Source organism: Ruminococcus sp. YE71 (genome assembly GCF_900119155.1).
Taxonomy (GTDB): Bacteria; Bacillota; Clostridia; order Oscillospirales; family Ruminococcaceae; genus YE71.
Window position 1 is genome coordinate 20,666 of the sequence record NZ_FPIR01000015.1, and the last position, 19,907, is coordinate 40,572.

A 19,907-nucleotide genomic window follows, 5' to 3' on the forward strand; every position below is an offset into this window, starting at 1 on the left:
TTGACTTTATAATGTATCTGTGTTATAATGGTAAATGTCGTGTGAAAACGACCGGTGCGGAAAGGCTGAGATCCCGATCCGGCTGTTCCCGTACTGTAATTATGCGGATTTTCCGCAGAACGGGAGGGTTTCTTTTATATGATCGTAGCACAGATCTTTGCCGTCATCATCTTCGTCGGGATGTTCATCATGATCGTTCTTGACAAGATCGAGAGGCACTATGTTACACTCGGCAGCGGACTTCTCACGCTGATCGTCGTATTCGGCATCTGCATGAGAAACGGAACTGCCATAATCAATACACTCGCTGTGAAGGACTTTTTCACAAAAAGCTTCTGGTATCAGGTCGAGGAAAGCGAAAGCTCGGGCATCAACTGGGCGACCATCGTGTTTATCGCGGGTATGATGCTGATGGTCGAGGGGATGGCGAAGGCAGGCTTCTTCAGATGGCTCTGCATGAAGATAGCATTCCTTGTCAAGTGCAGGACTATACCCATCTTCATCACATTCACTATCATGGCGGCTGTACTTTCGATGTTCATCGACAGTATTACCGTTATCATGTTCCTTGCGGCTGTAACGGTAGAGCTTGCACAGCTTCTCAAATTCAACCCGATACCGATGATACTTTCCGAAGTGTTCTGCGCGAACCTCGGCGGAAGTGCCACCATGTGCGGTGACCCGCCGAACATCATCATCGGTACATCGCTGGGATTCTCCTTCTTCGACTTCCTTACGAACACGGGTTTTGCGGCAGGTATCAGCCTTGTCGTGTCCATCATTTTCCTGTTCTTTGCGTTCCGCAAGGAGCTTGTGACCGAGGAAGGCGCAAAGATAGACATCAATTCGCTCCCCCAGCCTTCGGAAGCCATCACCAACAAGAAGGACTTCATCATCAGCAGCATCATCTTCGGCTGCGCGGTGGTACTTCTCATCACTCACAGCACTACTCACCTCACTGTTGCATCCATCGGTCTGTTCATCGCGGTGGTAACGCTTATCGCGGCAGGCAAGCACGCTCTTGAGCTTGTGAAGAAGGTCGATTACAAGACGCTTGTGTTCTTCATCGGTCTGTTCATCGTCGTAAGCGGACTTGAGGAAACGAAGATACTTGACAAGATAGCACTTTTTATCGAGAATATCAGCGGCGGCAACGTCAAGATGATGATCGCGATCATCGTCTGGGTATCCGCTGTCGCAAGTGCGTTCGTTGACAACATCCCCTTTGCGGCTACTATGGTGCCTGTCATCAAGAACCTTGCGGCGGCATCGGGAACACCTATCAGCACCCTCGCATGGGCGCTGGCTATCGGTACCGACATCGGCGGAAGCGCAACACCTATCGGTGCTTCGGCAAACGTTGTGGGAACTTCCGTTGCGGCTAAGAACGGCTATCCCATCAGCTGGGGACGCTACTGCAAGAAGCTCGCACCTGCGACCGTTATCGTTCTTGCAATCTCAACAGCTTATCTTTTCGTAAGATACCTTTGACAGATCGGAGGGAATATTATGTCTCAGATAATTATTTCGGTAGGACGTGAATTCGGAAGCGGCGGACGCGTTATCGCGGAGAAACTCGCCGAAAGGTTCGGAGTGCCGCTGTATGACCGTCATCTCATCACCGAGATCGCGGAGAAAACAGGACTGACCGAAGAACAGGTGGAGAAGTTCAACGAAGCTCCCAAAATGAAGATCATTTCAAGAAGGGTCAACGGCTACAGCAATTCCATCGAGGATAATATCGCTGAGATGCAGTTCGATATTCTTGACAAGAAGGCTGAGAGCGGCGAATCCTTTGTGGTAGTGGGCAGATGCTCCGAGACCAAGCTGAAAAAATATCCCGCACTCATCTCCCTCTTTATCCTCGGAGATATGGAAAAGAAGATAGAGCGCGTTATGAAAGTCTACGAGCTTGACGAGGAGGAAGCGAAGAAATTCATCCTCAAAAAGGACAAGAAGAGAAAGCGCTATCACAACTATCACTGCCAGGGAAAATGGGGAGATTCGAGACTTTACGACCTCTCCGTGAACAGCTCAAAGCTGGGTATCGACAGAACGGTCGATATGCTTGAGGATTACATCAAGGCACGCGTTGAAGCGGCTGAATAAACGCTCACAAAGACTGCTGAGGCTCCTGCGCCGCGGCAGTCTTTTGCTTTGGTCGGACAGCGCGGGTTCTGAACTTTTTTTCCACATCGTTGACAAAACCGCCGCAATAAAGAATAATGTTATATAGAGTACAGATGTCGGCGGAAGGGTCGGCATGAAGCAGAGGTGCATATCATGATAGAGACCGAACGGCTGATACTGCGGCAGTTCACCGAGTCCGATGCGGACGACCTTCTTGAATATCTCGGAGAGCCTGCCGTCAACTGCTTTGTCTGCATGAAGCTCGGTTCGAGGGAAGAAGCGGCAGAGGAGATCGCACGCCGCAGGGACGACGAACTGTGGTTCGCCATCGTCCTCAAAGAAAGCGGCAAGGTCATAGGCGAGATATTCGCTCACCCCGAGAATTTCGCCCCCGAGGACGACACTGCGGACACCTACAGCCCCTGCTGGATGCTGAACCTGAAATATTCGGGCAAGGGCTACGCCTACGAAGCGGCGCACGCTCTGTTCGAGCATCTTTTCAGCGAGAAGGGGGCAAGGCGGCTCTACGCCTACACCGAGGACTACAATCTCTCAAGTCAGCACCTCTGCGAAAAGCTCGGCATGAGACGCGAGGGGCTGTTTTTGGATTTCGTTTCCTTCGTGAAGGATGCCGACGGCGAACCCATCTACGAGAACACCATGCAGTACGCCATCCTGAAAAAAGAATGGGAAGCGCAGAAAAAAAAGAGAGGTGAATAAAATGGAATATACCGCCGAACAAAGAGCCGCACTCATCATTTCGGAGTGCAGAAAATGCACGGGCACCGACCCCTACGAGATCTTTCTTACCGTGGCGAAAAAGGACTTTGTCCGTATGCAGGCCCCGAGCACCACATCCTTGACGGCGCCTGCATCCTGACGGCGTTTCACAACGCTGGCGGAAAAGTTGAGCTCGGCGAGGCTCTCGACAAGCTGATGTACGAGGGGCTGCGGATGCCGGGTGCCGCCTGCGGACTGTGGGGCGTGTGCGGCGCTGGCGCTGATCGAAGGCACGGGACCCCTTTCGGGTGAGGACTGGGGGAGCCACATGAAGTACACTTCTGCCGCCCTCGCAAAGCTCTCCGAGACAGGCGGTCCGCGCTGCTGCAAGCGCGACGCTTTCACGGCCATGACTGAAGCGGTGAGCTACATAAAGGAACGCTGCGGAGTCGCCCTGGAGATACCTTCGATAAAGTGAGGTTTCTCGCATCTGAATCAGCAGTGTCTCGGCGCGAAATGTCCGTATAACACATGAAAAAGGAGTCAGACTATGAAAAATATCAGGATCTACAACGCCCCGAAGTACAGCGGCAGCGACTACACCGAGGTGGAGCCGAACATCTACAAGACCATCCTGCACAACGATTCTGAGATGTCGCTGGCGCTGGAACAGGTCACCGACCCGACCGTGCTGAGCGAGGTCGCAGAGCTCGACGGCTGGAAAGAGGGAGAGGGGGAGCTGTACAAAGACCTGCTCATCCTCACACACAACGGCAAGGTGTATTTCAAGGAGATCGACGACGAAGAAGGGATTATTTTCGAGAACATGGAAGAGGATACCGTGGCTTACGTCACGTCCCTTGTGTTCGAGCAGGAGCCGCAGTTCGGTGAAAATGCCCCCGACGACGATGAGATCTCCCAGTACCCTCTTGAAGACATCCTCGACAAGTTCATGTGCGCCTGCTGTGACGACTATCCCGAGGAGAACGCCGCCGACCCGATAAACGCCTACTGCGAGTTTGAAAGCGACAGCCTTGACGACATCCGCAGTCTGCTGACCATCGTCGGGAAGCACGTTTACAACGTGGAAAAGGGCGACTATGTTGACCTTGTCATTGAGGATGAGTGACGTGTTTATACAGCCGATATGACGAAAAAACAGCACCCTCATGGACGTATCCGTGAGAGTGCTTTAATGTTTATGCCTGATCTTGCTGCGAGTAGAGCTCGATGATACGCTCGGGCAGGAGTCCTTCCGCCGACCAGTTTTTCGGGTCGATGGCTGCGCCGATGATGAGCGCGAGCGCTATGTACGGATTGGTGTTCTCGGTCGGGAGCCGAAGCGAAAGCCTGTTTTCGCCCTCCCGCAGATCATCCGCGTCAAAGTCCTTCCCGCGGGAGAGAAAGCGCGTTATCTCATCCGAATGCGCGGTGATCCCTGCGAAAAGGTCATCTGCCTGCTCAGCCCTTGCCGCGGAGATGTTTATCCGCAGTTCGTGATGCTCGGCGCGGAGACTGTCCGCCGCCGTGATGCTGCCGAGGGCTGTCCCGAAGGTCATTATCCCGTTGGCGGTATCCATCGGCAGGGTGTCCCCGAAGGAGATGCGGCAGTGTCCTGCGCCGCAGCCGTGGTGCGAGCTTTCGGGCAGCATCCCCATCTGTTCCAGTGTGAGACACATCTGCCTGCGCACGTCGCTGCACTGGTCGAGAGGCTGCACGTCAAGGTAGTCCGCCTCGTCACAGGGGACCCCCTCGCGGGTGAGCCTGAACTCGTGTTCGTGCCCGAAGAGCAGTCTGCCGCCTGCGGTCTCAGCCGCTTTTGCAAGGATGTTCCGCGAGTCGCATTCATGGAAGCTGCCGTCGGGTCTTATGACCGAGCAGTACATCCTTGCGACCCTCTGCTGTTCGGGTCTCCAGGGGAGTATCGTCAGCGTGTCTGGGTCGGGGCGAAGAAACAGGTCGGAACGGATGCCGTCCGAAAACCCTTTCACCGCCGAACCGTCGATCGCGATACCGCAGCCGACAGCGCGTTCGAGCGCGCGCGGCATTATCGAGATGTTTTTCTGCCTGCCGAAAATGTCGCAGAATGCGAGCCTGATGAACCTGATGTCCTCGTCCTCGCAGTACCGCCGTATATCATGCGCGGCTATGGCATGGCTCATTTATCGTCGAACTCGCTGACTAACGCCGAAACGGTGTTCTTCGCGTCTCCGTAGATCATTACCGTGTTGTCGTTTGTGAAGAGCGGATTCTCAACGCCCGAGAAGCCTGCGCCCTTACCGCGCTTGAGTACGAATACGGTTCTCGCCTCGAATGCGTTGATGATGGGCATACCGTACAGCGGCGAAGTCTCGTCCTCGATAGCCGAGGGGTTTACAACGTCGTTCGCACCGATTACGATAGCAACGTCGGTGTTCGGCATCTGCGGATTCATCTCGTCGGCAGTTTTCAGCTGCTCGTAGGGAACGTTCGCCTCAGCAAGAAGCACGTTCATGTGACCGGGCATACGGCCTGCAACAGGGTGGATAGCGAAGCTGACCTCAGCGCCGTTCTCCTCCAGCTTGTCGCAGAGCTCCTTGACGGCGTGCTGAGCCTGAGCAACAGCCATACCGTAACCGGGGATGAATACAACAGAGCTTGCGGCTTCAAGGATAAGATAAGCGTCCTCGACCGACATGGAGCGGGGCTCCTTCGCTTCGCCTGCTGCGCCCTTCTTCTTGCTGCCGCTCTGGCTTGCGAAAAGAAGGCTGTAGAGTGTGCGGTTCATAGCCTTACACATGATGAGAGTCAGGATAAGACCCGAAGTACCTACCAGACAGCCCGATACTACCAGTACCGAGTTCGAGATGGAAAGGCCTGCGAATGCTGCCGCAAGACCCGAGAAAGCGTTGAGCAGCGAGATGATAACAGGCATATCGCCGCCGCCGATGCAGATTACCATGGTGAAGCCGAGGATAAGATATGCGGCAGTCACGATGATGATGCCGATCTTTCCGAGGTCGGTGCCGATAACGCCCGAGATAGCGAGTGCGTACATCGCAACGCCTGCAAGACCGCCTGCCGCAAGAAGTGCGTTAACTGCGTTCTTTGCGGGGATGGTCACGTTCTTCTTGAACGCCTTGCCCGAGAGCTTGCCCCACGCAACTATCGAGCCCGTGAATGCGATGGCGCCGATAGCGATGGTGAGACCGAGAGCGACCGCCGAGAAGGTGTTCACATCGGGGTCGGTCATGTACTGTGTGAGTGCGACCAGAAGGCTCGAAAGACCTCCGAAGCCGTTAAAGAGCGCTACCAGCTGGGGCATACCTGTCATTTCGACCTTTTTCGCCCAGACAGCGCCGATGACGCTTCCGAGTGCGATAGCCGCTACCGCCCATAAATATGCGTTTTTCAGAGGTGTCGAGGTGAGGGTGTCGGTAACTTTCTTTTCAAGAAGTACCGTCACGACAGCGATGAGCATACCCACCGAGGACATAAGGTTGCCCTTGCGTGCGGTGTCTGCCTTACCGAGCAGCTTGATGCCGCGGATGAACAGAACGGATGATACCATGTAGAGCACGGTCGTTAAAACCACGCTAATTTCAGACCAGCTCATTTCTTACCATCCCCCTTTTTCTTGAACATACCGAGCATCCTGTCGGTAACGAGATAGCCGCCTACAACGTTTATCGCCGCAAGGACGATAGCCGCGAAACCACAGATGTTCGAGAGCATACCCTCGGTGTGCAGCGCAACGGCAGTCGCCGAGATAGCGCCTACGATAGTGATGCCCGAGATCGCATTCGTGCCCGACATAAGCGGCGTGTGCAGCTGTGAGGGGACTTTCGAGATGAGCTCGACCCCGAGAAAGCCTGCGATCACGAATACGAACACAAGCAGTAATATTTCTCCTATTGCCATTATACTTTCCTCCGTAAATTATTTGAATCTCTCATGAACGATCGCACCGCCGCGGGTCAGCAGACAGCCCTTCATGATCTCATCTTCGAGCTTGACGTCCAGTTCTTTGGACTCTTTGTTGTAGAAGTGGGTCAGGAAGGCGGTAAAGTTGCCCGAGAGCATCTTTGAAGCGTCGTAGGGGACTTGTCTTTCGAGCAGGTCGCCAGACATGATAGTAACGCCGTTATCGGTCACAACGTTCTCGAACAGCTTCGAGCCTTCGACGTTGCCGCCTGTGGAAACAGCCATATCCACCACGATAGACCCCGGCTGCATCCTGTCGAGCACGTCCTTCTTAATAAGGAGAGGAGCCTTTCTTCCGAACACCTTAGCGGTGGTGATAACGATGTTCGAGCGCTCGCAGACCTTCGCCTGAGCCTCCTGCTGCTTTGCGACCTGTTCGGGGGTGAGTTCCTTTGCGTAGCCCTGATCGGTCTGACCCATCTCACCGAGGTCGATCTTCACAAAGTTCGCGCCGAGGGACTTTACCTGTTCCTCAACAACTGGACGGGTGTCGAAAGCGTCAACTCTCGCACCGAGGCGCTTTGCGGTCGCGATGGCCTGAAGTCCCGCAACTCCGACGCCGATAATGAACACTCTCGCAGGCTGGATAGTACCCGAAGGCGTAACCATCATAGGGAGTATCTTCGGCAGCTTTGCGGCAGCGTTGAGGACTGCGACGTAGCCTGCCAGAGAGGTCTGTGAGGACTGAACGTCCATCTTCTGAGCGAGGGTGGTACGCGGGATCATTTCGAGCGATACCGCCTGTACGCCTGCCTTTGCGAAATCGTTCAGCAGCTCCTTCTCGTTGAACGGGTCGAGGTAGCTGAGGTGCAGAGTGTCCTTTTTCAGCCCCTTGGCGCTTTCGGGCTTCATAATGCGGAGCACTATCTCGCTGTCGGCAAAGGCATCCTGCTCGTTTGCAACTATCTTTGCACCCGCCTTCTCGTAGGCTTCATCGGAGAAGCCGCTTTTCACACCCGTGCCGCTGACAGCCTTGATCTCGAAACCCATTCCAATCAGTCTTTTCACATCATCGGGAATGAGCGGCGTTCTTGTCTCACGGGGGTCTGACTCTTTGCAGACCAGTATTTTCTTCATCAAAAAACCCCTTTCGGTTGGAATAACTATATAACGGCAATACCGCACGGGGGCATAGTTACCCTGTGCGGCTGCTGTGATTTACATTGTTTGCCTGTAATTACAGACGTTCCGGCAGTCCGTCCTATGGCAAACTAAAGGAAGGCGTTGTGGGTCACCTTATGCTCCTGAAGTTCACGAACTGCCGAGCCGTCCGTTGGCTGTACCGACCTCAGTCCCAGCTCTCGGTGTTCTGCGAGTAGGGCGACTGATACGCGTCGGTATCGGTGCTGACCTGTTTTTCCACTCTGAGGAGTCCGATAAGCATATCGGGATGCTCAGTCTTAAAAGGGCAGATGTTAAGGTCTTTTGATGTATCTTTCATGCTTATCGTCCTCCTTAGACGTGTTATATTGTCGTCAGTATTTTTATCAAACGATGCCCTGTGCGTTCATCGCGTCGAGTACCTTCTCGAAGCCTGCGATGTTAGCGCCTGCAACGTAGTTGCCCTCAAAGCCGTAGCGCTTAGCAGCGTCGTCGATATTGTGGTAGAGATTTACCATGATGTCCTTGAGCTTGGAATCAACTTCCTCGAAGGTCCAGCTGAGGCGCTCGCTGTTCTGGCTCATCTCCAGTGCGGAGGTAGCAACGCCGCCAGCGTTTGCAGCCTTGCCGGGAACGAACCATACGCCGTTCTCCTGGAGGTACTTGGTAGCGTCCTCGGTGGTAGGCATATTAGCACCCTCGCAAACTGCAAGCACGCCGTTAGCTACCAGCTGCTTAGCGTCGTCGAGGTGGAGCTCATTCTGTGTAGCGCAGGGGAGAGCGATGTCGCACTTGATGCTCCAAACGCCTCTGCCCTCGTGATACTCGGAGTTGGGACGGTAGTTCTTGTACTCGGTGAGTCTTGCACGCTTAACTTCCTTGATCTCCTTGAGAGCTGCAACGTCGATGCCGTCGGGATCGTATACCCAGCCTGTGGAGTCGGAGCAGGTAACTACCTTAGCGCCGAGCTGCTGAGCCTTCTGGATAGCGTAGATAGCAACGTTTCCTGCGCCCGATACTACAGCAGTCTTGCCTTCAAGGCTGTTGCCGTGGGACTTGAGGAGCTCGTCAACGAGATACAGCAGACCGTAGCCTGTAGCCTCAGTTCTTGCGAGAGAACCGCCGTAAGCAAGACCCTTGCCTGTGAGCACGCCCTCGAAGAGACCTCTGATGCGCTTGTACTGACCGAACATATAGCCGATCTCGCGGGCACCTGTACCGATGTCGCCTGCGGGAACGTCGGTGTCAGCGCCGATGTACTTGCAGAGCTCGGTCATGAAGCTCTGGCAGAATGCCATGATCTCGCGGTCACTCTTGCCCTTGGGGTCGAAATCAGAGCCGCCCTTGCCGCCGCCGATAGGCAGACCTGTGAGCGAGTTCTTGAAGATCTGCTCGAAACCTAAGAACTTGATGATACCGAGGTTTACAGAGGGGTGGAGTCTTAACCCGCCCTTGTAAGGTCCGATAGCCGAGTTGAACTGTACACGGTAGCCTGTATTAACGTGAGCGTTGCCGTTGTCGTCGATCCACGGCACTCTGAACTTGATCTGGCGCTCGGGATTAACGAGTCTCTCAAGGAGAGCGTCCTTGCGGAACTTCTCTTCGTTAGCGTCTACAACGACTCTGATAGAGTCAAGAACTTCTCTTACTGCCTGATGGAACTCGGGCTCACTCGGATTTTTCTCGATCACCTGCTCGATGATCTCGTCAACATAAGACATTGTGTTTACCTCCATTTTTCATGAAAAAAAGGCAATGAGAAACTAAAGCCTTCTTTTCGTTAGCTTTAAGACGTCATTGCCTTGATATAATTCTACATTTTTTCTCGGATAAAGTCAATTTTAAAAACCCCGTAAAAATCAGACATTTACCGCAAAATTTCCGATAAAGGCGTATCTCAGTATTTTTTTACGTCCGAAGGGCGCTTTCCCGTGGTTTTTTTGAACACCGCCGAGAAGTAATCCACCGACGCGAATCCGAGCATCTCGCTGACCTCGTAGACCTTGTATCTGCCCGATCTGAGCAGTCTTTCGGCAAATTTCATGCGGAAACGGTTGTAGAAATCCCCGAAGGTCATGCCGAGTTTAGACTTGAACATCCTGCCGAAATAGTCCTTGTTGAACCCGAAATGGTCGGCGGCGTATTCGGTGGTGGCGATGACGTTCTCACTGCTGAGCATGAATTTTCTGAGCTGTGTGATGAATTTATCGTTGTTTTCCGTCAGACCGAGCTCTTCAAAAAAGTCGTTGGCGGTGCTGACGTATTCTTCGTTCGAGGTGTTCCTTTTCAGCTGAGACCTCGCCCTTAAAACAGCGTCCGAGAGCTTCTGCTCGTCGATCGGCTCGGTGAGAAAATCCACCGCACCCAGTATGAAACACTCGCGTATCAGCGACGCGTCGGCAGTTCGGCTCATCACGATAAAAAGCGGCGTATTTCCGCTTGCCGCAACGGCTTTCATAAGTTCCGGAGCAGGTAAAGCGGAAGGGTCATGACGGCAGATTATCAGCTCACAGCCCGATTTTGCGTTCTTTATCGTGTCGGGAATGTCCGCCGAGAACTGCTCGGCAATAAATCCGCTTTCCGCCCATATCGGGAGCCTGCTGAGCTTTGCCGCTCTGGTCGAATCTGTATCGGCTATCAGTACTTTCTGGCGTTTGCTCATAAACTTCCCCCCTGAAAAAAAGAAAAAAAGGCGCCGTATAGAACAGCGCCTTTGCTTGATTAAATTATAGCAACCGACCCGAACAAAGTCAATGAACATTTTTTTAACAACCGTAAATGTAGGAAATTTATAGGATTTTTTACGGAAAATCACATTAATTTGTGATATTTATAGAAAATTTTTCTATAGGTCTGATTTTGTGTCTGAAATGTTTCTTTCTTAAACGTTTCAGCACAGCTGACGTTAATTAATAAATACGCTATAATTACTTTAGAGATATTTAACGCCGATACAACTATCAGTTTACCTTCGTTCAATGTGAGGTGATATTATGATCTGTCCATACTGCGGAAAACCATCAACGACGGAGCGCCTATTGCCGTCATAGGAGGGACAGCCCGCTCTGCTCTTCCACCCACGGCGACGGCTCGAACAACGCTTATGTTGCCCTGATGCGCCCCTGAACACACAAAAACGACCCTGCCGAGCTGTTTCGGCAGGGTCTTATTTTACCAGACGTAGAATTCCATCATGTCATCGAGCCGCAGACAGCCGAGCCTGCCGCCTATCGAGGCACCGCAGTCGATGTCGATGAAGTTGTTCTTCTTGAAGATGCTTCCCGGGGTGTCGCAGTCGTCGATCAGCGGCGTCGGGGTGTGACCGATAACGGTTATCGCGTCGTTGAAGTAGGGCTGGTCGAAATCGGGACGTGCCCAGACAAACTCGTAGAGCGCGTATTCGTTTATGTTGGTCTCAGGGTCGAAGTTCATTATCCCCGCGTGAACGAGCAGGAATTTCTGACCGTTCAGTTCGAGGAGTTCGTATACGAGGGATTCTTTGAGGTACTCTGTGATGGCGTTCTGCTGTTCTTCGCTGAGCATCAGCAGCTCGTTGACGGTAGTCGAACAGCCGTTGTGATACCAGCTCAGCAGTTTGTGGAAGGTTATGTCGTCGAGGTCATCCAGGTCGGCATTTACGATCTTCGAGAAACCGTGCTTCATGATCTCAAGCGCCATGACCTCGTGATTGCCGATAATGAACTGTGTATTCGGCATTTCCATGATCTTGAGAAGAGTTTGTATAGGGTGAGGACCGCGGTCGAGAACGTCGCCGAGAATGTAGAGTGTGTCCTCGTCCCTGAGCCCGATCAGGTTGAGCATCTCGATGAATTTATCGTATTCGCCGTGTATGTCGCTGATGCAGTAGATCATTATTATACTCCTGTGGGGTTTATCGGGGGAAACCTTTCTGAAGAAAGGTTCTCCCCCGAACCCCCTTCCAAAGACTTTTGATATTGGGGCAAGATATAAAACTTAGATTAAGCAGGGGAAGCCGCAAACGTCCCGTATACGCCAGGGTCTGAAAAAGTTTAGGAGGGGGTCTGGGGGAGACCCTTTTCAAAGGGTCCCCCCAGCCGCCGGAGGCACCCAAAAATCGCGTCAGCGATTTCCAAAACCACTGCACACCCACAAAACCCGTGCTATCCTCAATAATATTTTACCACATAAAGGAAACCCTGTCAACCCGCCCATCGAAAACAATAGCGAAATAAAAACAGCCGCAGCAAGCCCAACTCGCCGCGGCTGTAAAGATCAGGATAACAAGAAACAAACGTCAGAACGCCGTCCCGTCAAGATCACTTGTAGCTGTCTTTGCCTGTGATCTTGGTGTAGCACTCCTTGTAGAGCTCGGCAGTCTTGGATGCGATCTCCTCGGGGAGCTTGGGAGCGGGTGTCACGCCGTTGAGCTTGTTCTCGATGAGCCAGTCACGAACGAACTGCTTGTCGTAGGAACGCGGAGAAACGCCTGTCTTGTAGTCCTCAGCAGCCCAGAAACGGCTGGAGTCGGGGGTCATAACCTCGTCGCCGAGAGTGAGCACGCCGTTCTCGTCATAACCGAACTCGAACTTGGTGTCGGCGATGATAAGACCCTTCTTCTTAGCGTCTTCATAGCACTTGTTGTAGATCTTTACGCAGATGTCAGCGATCCTGTCAGCTTCTTCAGCGCCCAGCTCAGCTCTGAGTCTGTCCATGGTGATGTTCTCGTCGTGACCTTCGCTGTTCTTTACAGAAGGAGTCACCATCGGCTCTGCAAGCTTCTCAGCAAGCTGATAGTCGCCGCCTACAGGCTGTCCGCAGAAGGTCTTGCTCTCCTTGTACTCACCCCACATACTGCCGAACATATAGCCTCTTACGATGAACTCGTAGGGGAGCATTTTCAGCTTCTTGGTGAGGATGGTTCTGCCCTGATACTGCTCCTTGTCCTGTGCGAACTCCTCGGGCATATCCGAAAGCTCGTCGGAAATGATGTGGTTGGGGATGATGTCCTTAGTCAGGTCGAACCAGTAGAGCGCGATCTGATTCAGTGCCTTGCCCTTGCCGGGAATGGTCGAGTCGAGGATGACGTCGAAAGCCGAGATACGGTCGGTGGTGACCAGTACCAGATTGCCTTCATCGGTCTCGTAAACTTCTCTTACCTTGCCTGAAATGATCTTCTTCATGATAAAACACCTCTTAGCCTTTCTTTACTGCGATCAATATATCCATACAAAGCTGATGGGTGACCCACCGCTATTGCAGTCAGTTTTTTGCCGTTCGTCCGAACAGCCCTGTTTGTATTATAACAGAAATCATCGGATACTTCAATAAACGTTTTTTGAAATATCAATAATTTTTCTGCCTGCGGCCGAACTGCACGCATCTTATATCATTATATCACAACTGTTCTTGCGAATCAAGGTTTTTTACGATATTTTTTTGATGTTCCTGCCGAATTTCGGAAAAAAATGTCCGCCCGACAGGGGAGTGGGGGATATTTAAAGTTTGCCGAGGATAATTATATATGAAAAACACATTTTCTTGCATTCAGGGCAAAAATGTGATATAATAATATTTGGTGTTTTTTCTGTCACCGAAAAACAAATAAACATACAGAAAAAGAAAGAGAGGTTCAACAAATGCTCCAGATCAAGGAAATTCGCAAGGAGTATATCACAGGCGACCTGAAACAGACCGCGCTCGACAGCGTCAGCCTGAATTTCAGGGACAATGAGTTCGTGGCGATACTCGGACCTTCGGGTTCGGGCAAGACCACGCTCCTGAACATCGTGGGAGGTCTTGACCGATACGACAGCGGCGACCTCATCATCAATGGCATCTCGACAAAGAAGTACAAGGACAGGGATTGGGACAGCTACCGAAACCACACCATCGGTTTCGTATTCCAGAGCTATAACCTTATCCCCCACCAGAGCGTGCTCTCAAACGTCGAACTCGCCCTCACCATCTCGGGCATATCCCGAGCACAGCGAAGGGAGCGTGCGAAGCAGGCGCTCGAAAAGGTCGGGCTTGCCGAACATATGCACAAGCGCCCGAATCAGATGTCGGGCGGTCAGATGCAGAGAGTCGCGATCGCGAGAGCGCTGGTCAACGACCCCGACATACTGCTCGCGGACGAGCCGACGGGTGCCCTCGATTCCGAGACCAGCCTTCAGGTCATGGATCTGCTCGGAGAGGTGGCGAAGGACAGGCTCGTCATCATGGTCACTCACAACCCCGAGCTTGCCGAGAAATACGCCACCAGAACGGTCAAGCTCAAGGACGGCAGGATAACCGACGATTCCGACCCCTTTGAAGTGAACGACACCGAACTGAAAGAGCCCGAACACAAGAGCATGGGCAAGTCCTCCATGTCGCCCGTCACCTCGCTGGGACTCAGCTTCAACAACCTGCGCACCAAGAAGGGCAGGACTCTGCTGACTTCCTTCGCGGGCTCGATAGGTATCATCGGCATCGCGCTGATACTTTCGCTGTCCAACGGCGTAAACAACTACATCACCGACATCCAGCGGAAAACCATGTCCTCTTACCCTATCACGATCGAGTCGAGCGCGATGGATTACAGCTCCCTCATAAACAGTGAAAAGTCGGAGATGGGCATTAAGTCTGACGAACCCGACCACGATATGGACGGCGTTTATGTGGATAATTCCTCTATCGAATTCGGCGTTGAGGAAGCCCTGAGTATCTCGGAAAACAATCTCTCCGCTTTCAAGAAATACCTCGACGACGAGAACAGCGAGATAAACAAATATATCGGTTCCAACGGCATCGTGTACTCCTATGACACCAAATTCGGGGTGTTCACGAAGGATGAGGACGGCGTGTTCGTCAACTGTGACGGCACTACGCTGGACGCGAATGCTGTTCCGCCCATAACCGAGATCAGCACTTCGATGTTCACGAATCAGTACAACTGGTTCGGCTCCTACAATTTCAAACAGCTCATCGCAGGAAATGACGGTTCGCTCGTCGGCAGTGCGATAACCGAGAATTACGAGCTCGTTGACGGAAAATATCCCGAAAGCTACGACGAGATCGTGCTGATTATGAACGCCAGAAACGAGATCTCCTCTTCCGACCTGTATGACCTCGGCATCCTTCCGACGGCTGAATACCGTGAACTGATGGAGAAGGTCGATAACGGCGAAGAGGTCACCTTCGATGTGAAGAAGCTGGATTACAAGGACATCATCGGCAAGGAATACCGCCTGATACCCCGCTGCGATATGTTCGTGAAAAACGGCGAGGGCAAGTTCGATGACATCAACGGCGACAACGCAAGGCTCGAAAAGCTCTACGATACGGGAATTTCGCTGAAAATAACAGGCATCATCAAGCCGAAGGACTCGGACACGAAGCTGATAAGCAGTCCTGTCGGCTACACAAAGGCGCTGACCGACTACATCATCTCCTACACCGACAACAGCGAGGTGGTGAAGGCACAGAAGGCGAGCAAAGATATAAATGTGCTGACGGGCAGATACTTCTCGGCCGACAGCGACGAGAAGAAGATAGCCGACGCCAAGAGCTTCATACAGAACATGAACACCAGCGACAAGGCAAGCCTTTACTCGATTATGACCCAGTACCTCAATGCGGAGATACCCCTCGGGCTCGGCGGACTTTCGGGATTGAAGGACAGTCTCCCCGAAGACCTCGGCGAGGGTGAAACGGACGAGCTCGACATGGCGGGTGCGATGGAGACCTTCCTCTCCGACCCCGACGATGAGATGCTTCTCAAAATATACGATATGTACCTGATGGAGAGCAATTACGACGACACACTCTCGCTGATGGGCGCGGTCAGCCTCGATGCGCCTTCCACGATAGACATTTACGTTGACGACTTTGAGTCGAAGGACGCAGTCGCAAAATGCATCTCCGACTACAACAACGAAGCCGACGAGAACGATCAGATAATCTACACCGACTTCATCGGACTGATGATGTCCTCGGTGACGGACATAGTAAACGCTATTTCATATGTTCTTATCTCCTTCGTGGCGGTGTCGCTGGTGGTATCCTCTATCATGATAGGCATCATCACCTACATCTCGGTACTCGAAAGGACGAAGGAGATCGGCATACTCCGTGCGATAGGCGCTTCAAAGCACAATATCTCGCAGGTGTTCAATGCCGAGACGTTCATCATAGGTCTCTGTTCGGGACTTATCGGCATCATCATCACGCTGCTGCTGCTCATCCCCGGAAACATCATCATCCACTCCGTAACGGAGGCTGAGGACATGAACGCATCCCTGCCCGTTCTGAGCGCCTTCGTGCTGATAGCGCTGAGCGTGATACTCACCCTTATCGGCGGTTTTATCCCTGCAAAGAAAGCAGCCAAGAAAGACCCCGTCACCGCCCTCAGGACAGAATGATACGCGCATACGGATAACAGAAAAGAGCCCGATACCTTCGGGCTCTTTTTTTGCGCTCATTTTCTGTCAGTCCTCGTCCGTGCCGAGACCGTAGTTTAAAATATTGTTATACGCGATGTTCGCTCTCTCGCTTTCTTTCTTCTCGCGCCACCTGTCGATGTCGCTTTTGATCGCCATCATCTCGTCGATTATCAGCTCTACCTTGTCGGGCTGAACGTAGTCGAGGTATGATATCATCCGCTCCATCCCTCTCGGACTGCCGATGTGCTCGGCGATGATGTCCCCGAGTTCGGCAGGGTAGCCGAGAGCCGTCAGCGAGGATATGAGCTCATCCCGTGTGCGGCCCCAGATCTCTCTGTTTTCCATCTTTCTATCCTTCTGTCTCTTCTGTTATGACAAGGCTGTCGGGGGTGACATGGCAGGGGAAAAAGAGCACTCTGACCCCTGCGCTCCTCGCTTCGTCCAGCACCCTGCCGAACTCCGCGTGAGTGCTGATGTTCGCACGCACTTCTCTTACGCCGTCCATCTGAATCACGAACCCGACAGCCGCGCTGAAGCCTTCCGACCTCGCCCTGATAAGCTCGCGGATATGCTTGACGCCGCGTTCGGTGGGCGCATCGGGAAAATAGCCGACGCCGTCTCTCTCAAGGGTACACCCCTTGACCTCCAGCAGGAACTTTTCGCCGCCCCGCTCCATGTAAAAATCTATCCGCGAATCTCCGTATCTGTACTCGGGCACGACCCTGTCATACCCCTGCAAAGCGAGCCATTCGACCATGACTTTGTTGGGAGCCTGACTGTCGATATTGAAAAGCTTGCCCGTGTTTTTCCTGACTGCGACAAGGTCGAATCTTGTCTTTCTGCCTTCCGTTCCGGGAGCCGTCAGCCAGACTTCACAGCCCTTGGTCAGAAGCTCCCTGCACCTGCCCGTGTTCTTGACGTGGACAGTCTCGCGCCTGCCGTCAATCTCCACCTCGGCGATAAAGCGGTTCGGACGGGCGATAAACACACCCTTGGTAATGTTACTGTACTTCAAAGCTCCTCACCTGCGCAGACGGAACTTCCTCAAAGATCGTCCCTGATGAAATGCGTGGACTGACGGGGCTCTTCTTTTTCGGGAAGCCCGAACTTTTCCCTGCCCAGCGCGATGCTCTTCATGAGGAAGCTCATGTTCCTTGCAAGCGTTCTCATGGTCTGGAGACCTTCGGCGTCCTTCTTCGCTTCGCCGCGGGTCAGTCCGTGGACACTGTTCCAGTACTGGCTGGGAGCGACGGGCATATTGCTGATGGTGAAGAACTTGTTCAGCTCGTCGAAGGTCGCCGAACATCCGCCGCGCCTTGCGACTGCCACAGCTGCCCCGACCTTCATGCTCTTGTCGAAACTTGTGCTGTAGAACAGCCTGTCAAGACAGGCGATGAGCGTTGCGTTCGCCGACGCGGCTATGAGACCGTCCGCCGTCTCAAACTTCTCTGCAAGCTCGTTGACCACATCATCGAACACGCATCTGCCGAGTTCGCCGCACTTTCCGCAGGCGATACATCCGCGGATGTTCTTGTTCCCGATGTGGCATATCTCGGTCTCGATGCCCTCTGCTTCAAAGGTCTTTACAAGCTCGTTCACAGCGACCGCCGTGTTGCCGTCAGCGTGGGGACTGCCGTTCAAAATCAGTACTTGCATATGTTTTCCTCTCTGTGTTTCTGTATTTACCCTGTCGGGTCTGCTTCATAATTATTATAACACATATCCTGCCGATAGTCAATCGCAATCTTCCCCGAACCGCATTTCCCGAAAAATGGTGAAAAGCCCGACCATGGTATCGCTGCCCTGTCACAGGTAATGAAAGAATTTACTTTCGGAATAAGTTATGCTATAATTATTATATCTTGACCGTGACAGGAGGTCGGATGAACATGAAAAACAATTATCCGATGACAAGGCAAGGGGCTATTTCCTTGCAAATCTGATATTCGGGCTGATGTTCACCATAGGCGGTGCCGCCGCGCTGGTGCTGTCCCTGTGGTCGGGTCTGACGGTCGCAAAACTCAACGAAAAATGCACCGAGACCGCAGTCGCCGAGATAGTCGAGTACGAGAAGGTCACGGCCATGAAATATCACAGCTCGACCGTCAGGAAATTCCGCCCGAAAACAGCCTATACGCCTGTATATGTCTTTGAAGTTGACGGCGAGAATTATGTGGGCGAGGACAGCGACATCGGTTCAAACATTCAGCAGTACCCGATAGGCACGCTCGTTCAGATACACTACGACCCGAGCGACAACTACTTCGTTGACATGGCAAACATCAAACTATACGCAGGCGGCGCGGCAGGGCTTCTCTTAACCTTGATAGGTATCCTCGGACTCACTCAGAAGCTCTTTAGAATGAAATGAGCCGTCCGAAGCAGCAGAAAATAAACCGACAGTTTCTTTGCAAGCTGTCGGTTTTGTTCGTTATTATAGACATACCTAAACGTTATCGGTTTGGTGATTACCACGAAATTCCGCATCTTTTCGGAGATATCGGTTTTTAAGTTGAAAAACCGCCCCGAATATGATATAATGTGTAAAATAAAATACGTTCAACAGGGAACAATACGGTTGACAGCCGTTGATAACAAAAATGCTATGGAAAGCGAGGTCATTCACATGAAAAACGTTAACATTCGCAAGGCAGCGATAGTCGGCTGCGGATTTGTCGGTTCGGCTTCGGCGTTCGCGCTGATGCAGAGCGGACTGTTCTCCGAGATGGTGCTCATCGACGCCGACAGACTGAAAGCCGAGGGCGAGGCGCTGGATATCAGCCACGGTCTGCCCTTCGCAAAGCCGATGCAGATATACGCGGGCGACTACGACGACATCGCCGACGCAAACGTGGTCATCGTCACCGCAGGCGCAGGTCAGAAGCCGGGCGAGACAAGGCTTGACCTCGTGAAGAAAAACGTCGCGATATTCGGCAAGATAATCCCCGAGATAGCAAAGCGCGACTTCGGCGGCATCCTGCTCGTCGTTGCGAATCCCGTGGATATTCTGACCTACACCGCCGCGAAGCTCAGCGGTCTGCCCGAGAACAGGGTGTTCGGCTCTGGAACGGTGCTCGATACCGCACGCCTTAAATATATCCTCGGCGGACACCTCGGCGTTGACAGCCGAAGCGTTCACGCCTTCATTCTCGGTGAGCACGGCGACAGCGAGATAGCCGCTTGGAGCAGTGCCAACGTGTCGGGCGTGCCGCTCAATGATTTCTGCGAGATGCGCGGTCATCACGACCATGTCCAGGCCATGCACGACATCGCCGAGAGCGTCAAGAACAGCGCCTACGACATCATTGAGAAGAAAAAGGCGACCTACTACGGTATCGCCATGTCGGTGCGCCGTATCTGCGAGGCGATAATCCTCGACCAGAAGTCGGTGCTGCCCGTGTCGCACATCCAGCACGGAGCCTTCGGCATCGAGGGCGTGGCGCTCAGTATGCCTGCCATAGTCGGCAAGGACGGCATCGAAGCGGCTGTTCCGATCGGTCTGGACGACGACGAACGCGCCGCCCTGAAAAGTTCCGCGGACGCGCTCAGACAGGTCATTAACGGTCTTGAGATCGCCAACGAATAAAG

General features: G+C 52.9%; 19 protein-coding genes and 1 pseudogene. 8 read left to right on the top strand and 12 right to left on the bottom strand.

All coding sequences use genetic code 11. The features are described 5' to 3' along the window. Positions 1–138: 138 nt before the first annotated feature. From BT142_RS13380 to BT142_RS18780, 5 genes and pseudogenes are all read left to right on the top strand, one after another. On the top strand, positions 139–1,491 hold the full coding sequence (locus BT142_RS13380; RefSeq protein ID WP_072418696.1) for an ArsB/NhaD family transporter: 1,353 nt from the start codon (positions 139–141) through the stop codon (positions 1,489–1,491). Between the two features lie 18 nt (positions 1,492–1,509). Then, the gene (locus tag BT142_RS13385) at positions 1,510–2,109 is read left to right on the top strand and encodes a cytidylate kinase-like family protein (protein ID WP_072418697.1); all 600 of its coding nucleotides are present in this window, start codon (positions 1,510–1,512) and stop codon (positions 2,107–2,109) included. Positions 2,110–2,283: 174 nt separating this feature from the next. Further along, the gene (locus tag BT142_RS13390; RefSeq protein ID WP_072418698.1) at positions 2,284–2,850 is read left to right on the top strand and encodes a GNAT family N-acetyltransferase; all 567 of its coding nucleotides are present in this window, start codon (positions 2,284–2,286) and stop codon (positions 2,848–2,850) included. Positions 2,851–2,904: 54 nt separating this feature from the next. Next, positions 2,905–3,328, top strand: a pseudogene (locus tag BT142_RS13395) (DUF5714 domain-containing protein). A 72-nt stretch (positions 3,329–3,400) separates the two neighbouring features. After that, positions 3,401–3,979, top strand: a complete 579-nt coding sequence (locus BT142_RS18780; protein ID WP_092983246.1) for a hypothetical protein — start codon at positions 3,401–3,403, stop codon at positions 3,977–3,979. A gap of 70 nt (positions 3,980–4,049) precedes the next feature. On the opposite strand, the gene BT142_RS13405 is transcribed toward BT142_RS18780, so the two are convergent. The 9 genes from BT142_RS13405 to BT142_RS13440 all read right to left on the bottom strand — a co-directional run bounded on the left by BT142_RS13405 (position 4,050) and on the right by BT142_RS13440 (position 13,076). Next, complete coding sequence (locus tag BT142_RS13405; RefSeq protein ID WP_072418699.1) at positions 4,050–5,012, bottom strand: glutamine synthetase beta-grasp domain-containing protein; 963 nt, start codon at positions 5,010–5,012, stop codon at positions 4,050–4,052. Continuing rightward, positions 5,009–6,445, bottom strand: coding sequence for an NAD(P)(+) transhydrogenase (Re/Si-specific) subunit beta (locus BT142_RS13410; RefSeq protein WP_072418700.1), 1,437 nt, complete (start codon positions 6,443–6,445; stop codon positions 5,009–5,011). The genes BT142_RS13405 and BT142_RS13410 overlap by 4 nt, the downstream gene beginning before the upstream one ends. Continuing rightward, a complete protein-coding gene (locus BT142_RS13415) occupies positions 6,442–6,750 on the bottom strand; it encodes an NAD(P) transhydrogenase subunit alpha part 2 (RefSeq protein WP_072418701.1) in 309 nt (102 codons plus the stop codon). Before BT142_RS13415 ends, BT142_RS13410 begins: the two co-directional genes overlap by 4 nt. A gap of 18 nt (positions 6,751–6,768) precedes the next feature. After that, positions 6,769–7,890, bottom strand: coding sequence for an NAD(P) transhydrogenase subunit alpha (locus tag BT142_RS13420; RefSeq protein WP_072418702.1), 1,122 nt, complete (start codon positions 7,888–7,890; stop codon positions 6,769–6,771). Between the two features lie 211 nt (positions 7,891–8,101). Then, positions 8,102–8,254 (bottom strand): hypothetical protein, encoded by a 153-nt coding sequence (locus BT142_RS19170; protein WP_175444955.1) that lies wholly within the window; start codon positions 8,252–8,254, stop codon positions 8,102–8,104. 46 nt (positions 8,255–8,300) lie between these two features. Beyond that, a complete protein-coding gene (gdhA, locus tag BT142_RS13425; protein ID WP_072418703.1) occupies positions 8,301–9,635 on the bottom strand; it encodes an NADP-specific glutamate dehydrogenase in 1,335 nt (444 codons plus the stop codon). Positions 9,636–9,811: 176 nt separating this feature from the next. Continuing rightward, positions 9,812–10,576 (bottom strand): helix-turn-helix domain-containing protein, encoded by a 765-nt coding sequence (locus BT142_RS13430; protein WP_072418704.1) that lies wholly within the window; start codon positions 10,574–10,576, stop codon positions 9,812–9,814. A 509-nt stretch (positions 10,577–11,085) separates the two neighbouring features. Then, positions 11,086–11,787 carry a metallophosphoesterase gene (locus tag BT142_RS13435; RefSeq protein WP_072418705.1) on the bottom strand — a complete coding sequence of 234 codons (702 nt, stop codon included), beginning with the start codon at positions 11,785–11,787 and terminating at the stop codon, positions 11,086–11,088. Between the two features lie 425 nt (positions 11,788–12,212). Further along, positions 12,213–13,076, bottom strand: coding sequence for a phosphoribosylaminoimidazolesuccinocarboxamide synthase (locus tag BT142_RS13440; RefSeq protein WP_072418706.1), 864 nt, complete (start codon positions 13,074–13,076; stop codon positions 12,213–12,215). Positions 13,077–13,532: 456 nt separating this feature from the next. On the opposite strand from BT142_RS13440, the gene BT142_RS13445 reads away from it, so the two are divergent. Then, complete coding sequence (locus tag BT142_RS13445) at positions 13,533–16,298, top strand: ABC transporter ATP-binding protein/permease (protein ID WP_072418707.1); 2,766 nt, start codon at positions 13,533–13,535, stop codon at positions 16,296–16,298. 66 nt (positions 16,299–16,364) lie between these two features. On the opposite strand, the gene BT142_RS13450 is transcribed toward BT142_RS13445, so the two are convergent. The 3 genes from BT142_RS13450 to BT142_RS13460 are packed head-to-tail and all read right to left on the bottom strand — an operon-like array spanning position 16,365 to position 17,975. Continuing rightward, positions 16,365–16,664, bottom strand: coding sequence for a hypothetical protein (locus BT142_RS13450; protein WP_072418708.1), 300 nt, complete (start codon positions 16,662–16,664; stop codon positions 16,365–16,367). A gap of 4 nt (positions 16,665–16,668) precedes the next feature. Beyond that, positions 16,669–17,334: a DNA/RNA nuclease SfsA gene (sfsA, locus tag BT142_RS13455; RefSeq protein ID WP_072418709.1), complete on the bottom strand. Its 666-nt coding sequence runs from the start codon at positions 17,332–17,334 to the stop codon at positions 16,669–16,671. A gap of 29 nt (positions 17,335–17,363) precedes the next feature. After that, positions 17,364–17,975 (bottom strand): flavodoxin family protein, encoded by a 612-nt coding sequence (locus BT142_RS13460; RefSeq protein WP_072418710.1) that lies wholly within the window; start codon positions 17,973–17,975, stop codon positions 17,364–17,366. A gap of 286 nt (positions 17,976–18,261) precedes the next feature. On the opposite strand from BT142_RS13460, the gene BT142_RS13465 reads away from it, so the two are divergent. Further along, positions 18,262–18,690 (top strand): DUF3592 domain-containing protein, encoded by a 429-nt coding sequence (locus BT142_RS13465; protein ID WP_347497693.1) that lies wholly within the window; start codon positions 18,262–18,264, stop codon positions 18,688–18,690. Positions 18,691–18,945: 255 nt separating this feature from the next. Further along, the gene (locus tag BT142_RS13470) at positions 18,946–19,905 is read left to right on the top strand and encodes an L-lactate dehydrogenase (protein WP_092983250.1); all 960 of its coding nucleotides are present in this window, start codon (positions 18,946–18,948) and stop codon (positions 19,903–19,905) included. The last annotated feature ends 2 nt before the right edge of the window (positions 19,906–19,907 follow it).

Bases quoted from the DNA above. Each gene is read 5' to 3' on its own strand.
- BT142_RS13380 (WP_072418696.1), top strand. From the start codon at position 139: ATGATCGTAGCACAGATCTTTGCCGTCATCATCTTCGTCGGGATGTTC.
- BT142_RS13385 (WP_072418697.1), top strand. From the start codon at position 1,510: ATGTCTCAGATAATTATTTCGGTAGGACGTGAATTCGGAAGCGGCGGA.
- BT142_RS13390 (WP_072418698.1), top strand. From the start codon at position 2,284: ATGATAGAGACCGAACGGCTGATACTGCGGCAGTTCACCGAGTCCGAT.
- BT142_RS18780 (WP_092983246.1), top strand. From the start codon at position 3,401: ATGAAAAATATCAGGATCTACAACGCCCCGAAGTACAGCGGCAGCGAC.
- BT142_RS13405 (WP_072418699.1), bottom strand. From the start codon at position 5,012: ATGAGCCATGCCATAGCCGCGCATGATATACGGCGGTACTGCGAGGAC.
- BT142_RS13410 (WP_072418700.1), bottom strand. From the start codon at position 6,445: ATGAGCTGGTCTGAAATTAGCGTGGTTTTAACGACCGTGCTCTACATG.
- BT142_RS13415 (WP_072418701.1), bottom strand. From the start codon at position 6,750: ATGGCAATAGGAGAAATATTACTGCTTGTGTTCGTATTCGTGATCGCA.
- BT142_RS13420 (WP_072418702.1), bottom strand. From the start codon at position 7,890: ATGAAGAAAATACTGGTCTGCAAAGAGTCAGACCCCCGTGAGACAAGA.
- BT142_RS19170 (WP_175444955.1), bottom strand. From the start codon at position 8,254: ATGAAAGATACATCAAAAGACCTTAACATCTGCCCTTTTAAGACTGAG.
- gdhA (WP_072418703.1), bottom strand. From the start codon at position 9,635: ATGTCTTATGTTGACGAGATCATCGAGCAGGTGATCGAGAAAAATCCG.
- BT142_RS13430 (WP_072418704.1), bottom strand. From the start codon at position 10,576: ATGAGCAAACGCCAGAAAGTACTGATAGCCGATACAGATTCGACCAGA.
- BT142_RS13435 (WP_072418705.1), bottom strand. From the start codon at position 11,787: ATGATCTACTGCATCAGCGACATACACGGCGAATACGATAAATTCATC.
- BT142_RS13440 (WP_072418706.1), bottom strand. From the start codon at position 13,076: ATGAAGAAGATCATTTCAGGCAAGGTAAGAGAAGTTTACGAGACCGAT.
- BT142_RS13445 (WP_072418707.1), top strand. From the start codon at position 13,533: ATGCTCCAGATCAAGGAAATTCGCAAGGAGTATATCACAGGCGACCTG.
- BT142_RS13450 (WP_072418708.1), bottom strand. From the start codon at position 16,664: ATGGAAAACAGAGAGATCTGGGGCCGCACACGGGATGAGCTCATATCC.
- BT142_RS13460 (WP_072418710.1), bottom strand. From the start codon at position 17,975: ATGCAAGTACTGATTTTGAACGGCAGTCCCCACGCTGACGGCAACACG.
- BT142_RS13470 (WP_092983250.1), top strand. From the start codon at position 18,946: ATGAAAAACGTTAACATTCGCAAGGCAGCGATAGTCGGCTGCGGATTT.